The organism is Actinophytocola sp., from assembly GCF_035762905.1.
In the GTDB taxonomy this organism is placed as follows: domain Bacteria; phylum Actinomycetota; class Actinomycetes; order Mycobacteriales; family Pseudonocardiaceae; genus DASYTH01.
In genome coordinates, this window is record NZ_DASUCC010000069.1 from 1 (window position 1) to 7,764 (window position 7,764).

8 protein-coding genes and 2 pseudogenes are annotated in these 7,764 nt (G+C 68.6%); 5 read left to right on the forward strand and 5 right to left on the reverse strand.

Annotated features, from left to right (window positions below):
- Positions 1-938: acyltransferase (locus VFV67_RS13445; RefSeq protein ID WP_326470077.1), on the reverse strand; the 938-nt coding region annotated here is incomplete at its 3' end.
- A 181-nt stretch (positions 939-1,119) separates the two neighbouring features.
- Complete coding sequence (locus VFV67_RS13450; protein ID WP_326470079.1) at positions 1,120-1,542, reverse strand: SRPBCC family protein; 423 nt, start codon at positions 1,540-1,542, stop codon at positions 1,120-1,122.
- A 36-nt stretch (positions 1,543-1,578) separates the two neighbouring features.
- Between VFV67_RS13450 and VFV67_RS13455 the strand changes: the two genes are divergently transcribed.
- On the forward strand, positions 1,579-2,589 hold the full coding sequence (locus VFV67_RS13455; protein WP_326470081.1) for a hypothetical protein: 1,011 nt from the start codon (positions 1,579-1,581) through the stop codon (positions 2,587-2,589).
- A 50-nt stretch (positions 2,590-2,639) separates the two neighbouring features.
- On the opposite strand, the gene VFV67_RS13460 is transcribed toward VFV67_RS13455, so the two are convergent.
- On the reverse strand, positions 2,640-2,939 hold the full coding sequence (locus VFV67_RS13460; protein WP_326470082.1) for an enolase C-terminal domain-like protein: 300 nt from the start codon (positions 2,937-2,939) through the stop codon (positions 2,640-2,642).
- Between VFV67_RS13460 and VFV67_RS13465 the strand changes: the two genes are divergently transcribed.
- The 4 genes and pseudogenes from VFV67_RS13465 to VFV67_RS13480 all read left to right on the forward strand — a co-directional run bounded on the left by VFV67_RS13465 (position 2,938) and on the right by VFV67_RS13480 (position 5,847).
- Positions 2,938-3,576 carry a tripartite tricarboxylate transporter TctB family protein gene (locus VFV67_RS13465; protein ID WP_326470083.1) on the forward strand — a complete coding sequence of 213 codons (639 nt, stop codon included), beginning with the start codon at positions 2,938-2,940 and terminating at the stop codon, positions 3,574-3,576. The genes VFV67_RS13460 and VFV67_RS13465 overlap by 2 nt on opposite strands.
- 17 nt (positions 3,577-3,593) lie before the next feature.
- A pseudogene (locus VFV67_RS13470) lies at positions 3,594-3,971 on the forward strand (tripartite tricarboxylate transporter permease); the annotation flags it as partial.
- 85 nt (positions 3,972-4,056) lie between these two features.
- Positions 4,057-4,721 (forward strand): annotated as a pseudogene (locus VFV67_RS13475) (putative PEP-binding protein).
- A gap of 148 nt (positions 4,722-4,869) precedes the next feature.
- The gene (locus tag VFV67_RS13480; RefSeq protein ID WP_326470084.1) at positions 4,870-5,847 is read left to right on the forward strand and encodes an Acg family FMN-binding oxidoreductase; all 978 of its coding nucleotides are present in this window, start codon (positions 4,870-4,872) and stop codon (positions 5,845-5,847) included.
- A gap of 193 nt (positions 5,848-6,040) precedes the next feature.
- Here the strand turns inward: VFV67_RS13480 and VFV67_RS13485 are convergent, their stop codons facing one another.
- Both VFV67_RS13485 and VFV67_RS13490 read right to left on the reverse strand, forming a co-directional pair.
- The gene (locus tag VFV67_RS13485) at positions 6,041-6,712 is read right to left on the reverse strand and encodes a CBS domain-containing protein (protein ID WP_326470086.1); all 672 of its coding nucleotides are present in this window, start codon (positions 6,710-6,712) and stop codon (positions 6,041-6,043) included.
- Between the two features lie 30 nt (positions 6,713-6,742).
- Complete coding sequence (locus VFV67_RS13490) at positions 6,743-7,426, reverse strand: CBS domain-containing protein (RefSeq protein ID WP_326470087.1); 684 nt, start codon at positions 7,424-7,426, stop codon at positions 6,743-6,745.
- Between the last annotated feature and the right edge of the window lie 338 nt (positions 7,427-7,764).

A 7,764-nucleotide genomic window follows, 5' to 3' on the forward strand; every position in this document is an offset into this window, starting at 1 on the left:
ACCACCGGGACGAGCAGCGCCGGCGGGACCTGCCGCTGAAACAGGTAGAGCAGCGCGCCGCCGAGGTCGAGGTGCAGCAGGTACAGCGGGTAGGTCAGCGCGCCGCCGGCGAGCAGCCAGCGGCCGCGCACCCAGTCGAGCCAGCCGAGCGCGACCGCGACGATCGCCAGGAACCACACCGCCAGCAGCACGATCACCGGGCCGTCCGGGATGACCTCGCCCGCCTTGGACTCGAGCTGGTTGCGCCGCGTGACCCCGGGCAGCGCCAGCACGAAGGAGGCGGCGACGATCGCCCAGGACGCGAACGTGGGCCGGAACCGGTACATCAGGTAGCACCCGATGCCCGCGACGAACAGCGGCGCGTAGTCGGTCGTCAGCACGATCCGGACCACGCTGTCGCCGGGCAGGAACGCCTCCGTCGCGGCCGTCGCGCCGAGCCACAGCGCGCAGAAGGCGACCACCCGCCGGTACGTCAGCCCCCACCACACCAGCAGCGCGAACAGCAGGTAGAACCGCACCTCCGCCCAGAGGGACCAGTACACGTCGGCGAGGCCGGGCACCCCGGCCGCGTCATGGAACATCGTGAGGTTGACCAGCACGTCGCCGGTGGTCGGCCGCCACGGCAGGCCGGGGAAGACGGCCAGCCCCGCGGCGACCACCACGACGGACAGCCAGTACGCCGGGTACAGGCGAACCGCGCGGGACAGCAGGAACGACCCGGCCCCGCGGTCCCAGCCGCTCATGCAGATCACGAAGCCGCTGATCAGGAAGAACAGGTGGACCCCGAGCCAACCGTGGGCGAACGGTTGGCTCGGGAAGACCTCAGCGGCCGAGCGGTGCCACACGTGGGCTATGGCGGTGTAGTGGTAGGCCAGGACGGACATCGCGGCCACCAACCGCAGCCCGTCCAGCACCTCCAGCCGTGGTCGCTGCGTCAAGTCCACCTCTCCGCCGTCCGGGCAACACCAACCCTCCCCACCCCGTAACACGACGAATCGCTGACATCAGTTCACCGGACCGAAGAGTTGGGCGAAGCGACGGCAGCTGCAGAGCGCCCAGACGCAAGCCGGCCGGTGCTCGACGAGGATCGTCAACGACCGCGTGACCCACCCGCACGTCTCAAGCGGACTCGGCGGCGCGCTTCATGCCGTGAGCCTCGATGGTCATGTAGCGGTTGGTCAGGCCCTTGTAGAACAGTGCGACGACCGGGACCAGCAGGCCCCGCATCTCCAGTGTCAGGGTCAGGCGGGAGCGGCCTTCCTCCAGCGCCTCGACACGATGGCCCGCGACGCTGGTGATGCCGCCGGTCTGCTGACGGAACTCGAAGTAGGACGGCGCATCCCAGACGGTGACGTCCCATATGCCCTCTGGCAGCTTGGGTTGCTTGAGGCGCACGCGGCTGCCTTCCCCCACCGGTGCGGGCGTGAGCAGCTCGACGACATCGACCGTCTCGATCCGCTGCGGCCACGTTTCGAGGTCGCCGAGCACCTCCCATACCCGCTGCTGCCGGGCGTCGATGTCGATGGATTGCTCAAAGCGCATGGCAGAAGGTCACCTCGAAGGTCTCAACCAAGCCTGATGATCGGGCAGCTTATCGCCTCACGGCTCGAACAACGCGCATTGTCGGGCATGCTCCTGCCCGCCACACCAGGTGTCGGGTTGTTGACCAACTATCCTCACGCAGGCGCCCTCGTCGTGTTCTTACGGCAGGACGTCGGTTCGCGGCGGCAGTCTCAACGCAGAGGGGCAAAAGTAGTGGCTCGTGGGTCGAAAGCATTGTCGGGTGGTGTGGCGGTCTTCGCGGCCGGCGGCATTGCGGGCACGTTGGTCGCGGTCGCCGCGAAGCTGATCTGGGACGGCCTCGTGGATCGTCTCGCCGGATGGGATCTGGTGGTGTTGGTCCTCCTCACCTTGGCGGTGGTGGTACTGACGATCGTCGTCGTCTCGACGTCGGGGAAGGTCGATCACTTGATCGAGAAGGCGAACTTCTCGGTCAAGTACTACCCGGCCGAAGAGGCTGACGAACTCTATCGGCGTAGTCGTGACGTGATCAGCAGATCGGAGCCCGACGTGGAGATCTACGCGGTCAACTCCTATGTCGAGGTATTCAAGGAATCTAATTCTGAATCCGATGCCGATTCGCAACGGCGCTATCTGGCCGAATTCGAGAAGAAGTTCAAGACGGTCAAGTACCATCGCCTGATACAGGTCAAGAACGGCCAGCGCGCGGACGACGGAACAGCTTTGGCCGACCTGCTCGCCCCGGCATATCTGGAGCACTACCGCAAAATGGCGCAGTTTGCCTCGAAGAACCCCGGAAAGCGGATCAAGCTTGAAGAGGTCCCGGCCAAGCTTCCGACGTCGTTCGTGGTTGTGAAAGACAAAAATGCCAGTGGCGGAAAGATCATTTGGCAGGTCAACAAGCACGACCCAAGCGCTGATTCTCCCGACATCGAGCGGATCATGGGGGTCCTCCTGATCACGGATCCTGATGACCTGTTGGTGACCCGCTTCCTGCAATGGTTTGACGAACTCGACCGCAATTCAAGAGAACTGACCCTTGACCTCTTACAGCCCAAGGCACAGTAGGTCCGCGCCCAGTCTGACAGTGTCAACGTGTCCCATCGCCGGTGGAACGTTCATGCCCGGATTTCCGCCAGACAGGGACGCTTGGGGTCGAACCGCCAGCCGGGAACCAGGTGGCGCATGACCACCGCGTCATCGCGGGCGTCGAGGCCGTGTTCGAGGTATCGCTCGTGGGCGGCGGCCAGCGCGTCCCGGTCGAGCTGGATACCGAGCCCGGGCGCGGTGGGCACGGCGATCTCACCGCCCACGATCCGCAGCGGCGCGCGGGTCAGCGCCTGGCCGTCCTGCCAGATCCAGTGTGTGTCGAGGGCGGTGATCGGACCCGGTGCGGCGGCGCCGACGTGGGTGAGCATGGCCAGCGAGATGTCGAAGTGGTTGTTGGAGTGCGATCCCCCGGCCGGCACCGAGCCGGAGGCTCCCCTCGGCCTGGTGCAGGCCGTGCGCGAGGTGGAAACCGCTGAAGACGACCGGCCGCCGCCGATCGGCACCCTTGGCAACGCGATCATCGCGGTGGCCGTCATCGCGCTCGGGGCGGGGGCGCTGATCGGCTCGACGTCGCTCGGCGTGGGCACTGCCCGCGAACCCCGCGCGGGTACCTGGCCTTTGCTGGTCGGCATCGTGCTCGTGGTGCTCGGTGCCGGCCTGCTCGCGGTCGCCCGGCGCACCGCCGACGCGGAGCGGTTCACCCGGGCGAGCTGGCTGGTCCTCGCCGGGGTGGCGACCATGGTCGGTTTCGTCGCGGTGCTCGGGGTGATCGGCTTCGAGATCCCGGCCGCGCTGCTCTGCCTGGTGTGGCTGCGGTTCCGGCCGGGAGAGCTGGCGGACGTCGATCGCGATCAGCGTCGGCACGGTGGTCGGGTTCTACCTCGTGTTCGTGGCGGCGCTCGCGGTGCCGATTCCGCACCTGTTCTAGGAGATCCGTGGACCTGTCCCCCGTCATCGACGGCTTCGGCGTCGTGCTGGAGCCCACGAACCTCCTCTACTGCCTGATCGGTGTCGTGATCGGCATGCTGATCGGGGTCCTGCCCGGCCTCGGACCGGCCGCCACGATCGCGATCCTGTTGCCCCTCACCTTCGGCATCGAGCCGGTCACCGCCATCATCATGCTGGCCGGCATCTTCTGGGGCGCCCAGTACGGCGGGACGATCACCTCGGTGTTGTTGCGACTGCCCGGCGAGGCCTCGTCGGTGGTCACGGTGTTCGACGGGCACGCGCTCGCCAGGCAGGCCAAGGCCGGCACCGCCCTGGGGATCGCCGCCATCGGCTCGTTCATCGGCGGCACGGTGTCGGTCGTGGCCATGTCGCTGCTCGCCCCGGTGGTCGCGGGTTTCGCGCTCGATTTCGGCCCGCCCGAGTACACCGCGCTCGCGCTGCTGGGCATTCTGCTCGTGGCCACCATCAGTGGCGGCAACCGCCTCAAGGCCGTGACCGCTGCTGCACGCGGTCAACCGGCTGCACGAACAGAACCCGATGCTCGGTCTGCGCGGGGTCCGGCTCGGCCTGGTCACCATCGGCCTCTACGAGATGCAGGTTCGCGCCATCGCCGAAGCCACGGCACAGCGGATGCGCTCCGGCGGCCGGCCGCGGGTGGAGATCATGATCCCGTTGATCGGCGACGCGCGGGATCTGGAGATCGTCGCCGACCGGGCCCGGACGATCGTCGACACCGTCGGCGCCGAGTACGGCGTCGCGCTCCGGCTCGAGATCGGCGCGATGATCGAGCTGCCAAGAGCCGCCCTCACCGCGTCCCGCATCGCGCAGACGGCCCGGTTCTTCTCCTTCGGTACCAACGACCTGACCCAGACCACCTGGGTCTGTCCCGCGACGACGTGGAAGCCGCGTTCCTACCCGCCTACCTCGAACAAGGCATCCTGGATGTCTCCCCGTTCGACACCATCGACCAGGACGGAGTCGGCCAACTCATGGCCATCGCCGCCGAACGCGGTCGCGCCACCCGCCCGGACCTGACCCTGGGGGTGTGCGGCGAGCACGGCGGAGACCCGGCCTCGATCCAGTTCTTCCACCAGATCGGTCTGGACTACGTGTCCTGCTCACCGTTCCGGGTACCGATCGCGCGCCTGGAAGCCGGCCGAGCCGCAATCGGCCAGGCACACCACGCCTCCGACAGCCGCTGACCGTGAGGGGCCCGGGACCTTCGGCCTTCGCCATTGGTTCCACCGACCCTGGCAGCGGGCCTGCTGACCGGGGGACGGTCGTGGCTATGAGCGAGCGAGCGTGTGCGGGGATCATCGACACAGGCCCGCTGATGGGGCGGAGCCGGCCATGACCGGCGTCCTGGATCGCGAGACGGCGCTGGCCGCGCTGGAGTTGGCGGCGTGCGCGCCGTCGCTGCACAACACCCAGCCGTGGCGGTTCCGGGTCGGCGCCGGGTCGGTTGAGCTGTTCGCCGATCCCACCCGCCGGCTGCCCGCCACCGATCCGGACGAGCGCGATCTGCTGGTCAGTTGCGGCGCGGTGCTGCATCACCTGCGGGTGGCCCTGGCCGTGCTCGGCGTCTTCGCCACGACCACGAGGCTGCCCGACCCGGATCGGCCCGAACACGTGGCCACCCTTGAGGCCACCCATCACACCGCCACCCACACAGACCTCGAGGCGGCGGCGGCGATCCCGCGGCGGCGCAGCGACCGCCGGGCCTACGGTTCGCGGCCGGTTCCCGACGACCGTCTGGCCGAACTGGGCCGCATGGCCGCCGCGCAGGGCACCCTGCTACGGGTGGTGCGCTCCGCGGCGGCGCGGTCCGTTCTGGTGTCGGCGATCGCCGAGGCCGACAGCATGCAGCGGGGGAATCCCTCCTATGTTTGGGAGTTGGCTCGCTGGACCGGCACTCGGACCGGTCTGGCCGACGGGGTGCCGTCGGCGTCGGTGCCCGCCAAGAACGGCTACGGCGACCTTCCGGTGCGCCGGTTCTCCGCGCCGCGGCTGCACTCCCCCGGCGAGTCCGAACAGGACGGAGCGGGAACCTTGCTGGTGCTCGGCACGTCCACCGACGACCGGCACGCCCGGCTGCGGGCCGGCGAGGCACTCAGCGCCGTCCTGCTCGCGGCGACCGGGATGGGCCTGGCAACCTGTCCGCTGAGCCAGCCACTCGAGCTGCCCGAGATCCGGCGCGTGGTCCGCACCGGGGTACTCGACGACATCATGGTGCCGCAACTGATCGTGCGGGTCGGCTGGCCGCCCGCGCACCCCGATCCGTTCCCCCGCACCAGACGCCGACCGGTCGCCGACATGCTGGACCCTTGACCACTGGACACGGCATTGCCCGTGCCTTCGCAATCCCGGATTTCTCGTCAGCCCGGCGAAATCGCCAACACCGGCGCCCTGATCCAGGACCTCGTCCTGGACGACGACGCCGTGCCGCACCCGATCCTGCGCTTCGGCTGGACCCACACCGCCGCCGCGACTCTCGTCGCGGCGGCGGCCTTTTGTTCGGTTGCTACAGGCCGGCGGCGGTGGTGTCGTCGACGGTGTAGCGCAGGTTGTTGTGCACGCCGACCACGCCGGGCACGGCGCTGGTGAGGTGCTCGGCGACCTGCACCGCGCTGCGGTGTTCCAGCGTTCCCTCCAGCGTGGCCACGCCGTCGGCCACCGCCACGGTGACCGTGCCGGGGATGACCCACATGCCCTTGCGCAGCACCAGTTCTTCGATGTCGTCCTGGATGGCCGGGTCTTCGCGCAGGAACATGCCCAGCACGTCGTGCCGGGCCACCACGCCGATCACCACCCCGTCCGGGTCGATGACGACCAGCCGGCGCACCCGTTTGTCGGCCAGGTGCCGCGCGGCGCGGGTGACCGGCTCCTCGGCGCCGATGGTGATCGCCGGGGTGGTCATGACTTCGGCGGCGGTCACGCCGAGTGCCTTGTGTCGCCGGGTCCGGCGCCGCGGCCTCGACCACCACGGGGTGGTGTCGTTGCCGCCGTGGAACTCCTGCTTGGCCATGACATCGGCCTCGGACACCACACCCAGCGGGTGGCCGCTCTCGTCGACCACCGGCACGGCGCTGATCTTCTTGCCGGCCAGCAGGGCGACCACATCCTTGAACGCGCTGTCCGGACCCACGGTGATCGCCGGACTGGTCATCACCGAGGCCACTGTGGGCTCACGCATCACCCATCTCCTTCCCTCGCAACGGTTCGGTTACGGGCTGAACCCGGTCCACATGCCGACAGGTTCCAGATCGTCGGTGCGGTAGGTCAGCTCACTACGCACGCTCACCACGCCGGGCACTCCCCGGATCAGGTGCGTGACCAGCCCGGTCTCACTGCGCTTGGCCAGCTCACCGGCCACGGCCACGACACCGGCCTCGACCGAAACCCGCACGGTCCCCGGCGCCAAGCCGAGTTCACCACGCAGCACCGCGTCCTCCACCGCAGCGCGGATCTCCTCGTCCGGACGAAGGAACATGCCGAGAATGTCACGGCGCGACACCACACCGACCAACTCGCCGCCGTCGGCCACGAACAGCCGGCGCACACCCTCCTCGGCCAGCCGACGCGCCGCGACCGCCACCGGCTCATCCGGCCCGATCGTGGCCACCGGGGCGGTCATCACCTCGGCCGCGCACAGGCCCTGCGCGCGGTACCACCGCACCCGCCGCCGCGGCGCGCCGTGCGGCACCGGATCGCTGCCACCGTGGAACTCCTGCTTGGGCAGCACATCCGCCTCGGACACCACCCCGACAATCCCGCCGCCCGGACCGATCACCGGCACCGCGCCGATATCGTTCCCGAACAAGACCATGACCACGTCCTTGAACGAGGTCTCCGGAGTCACGCTGATCACCTTGGCGGTCATCACCGAGGAAACCTTGGGTTCCAACATCTTCGCCTCCCTTCGCCCATCGCGGGCCGTCTACCCCTAACCAACCGGGTTCACCCGGCGGTGTGCAGAGGAACAGTTCTCATCCGGGCACGGACCAAAGTCCCGACCGACCAGAACGGACCGTTGTTCGAACACAACGCGGCCAGCTTGAGCGCGGCCCAGTGGCGACGGCCATGTTGGTCGCAGAACCGCATCTCGCCTCGCCGTCAACCCAGCGCCACGGCAGCGACGAAGGCCCCGCCGTCTGGGGACTTTCGACTCCAGATCACACCGATCGGGTGAAGCGAGACTTGCGGTAGTCGAAAGGAGAAACCAATGAGCATCAAGGAAAACCCCAC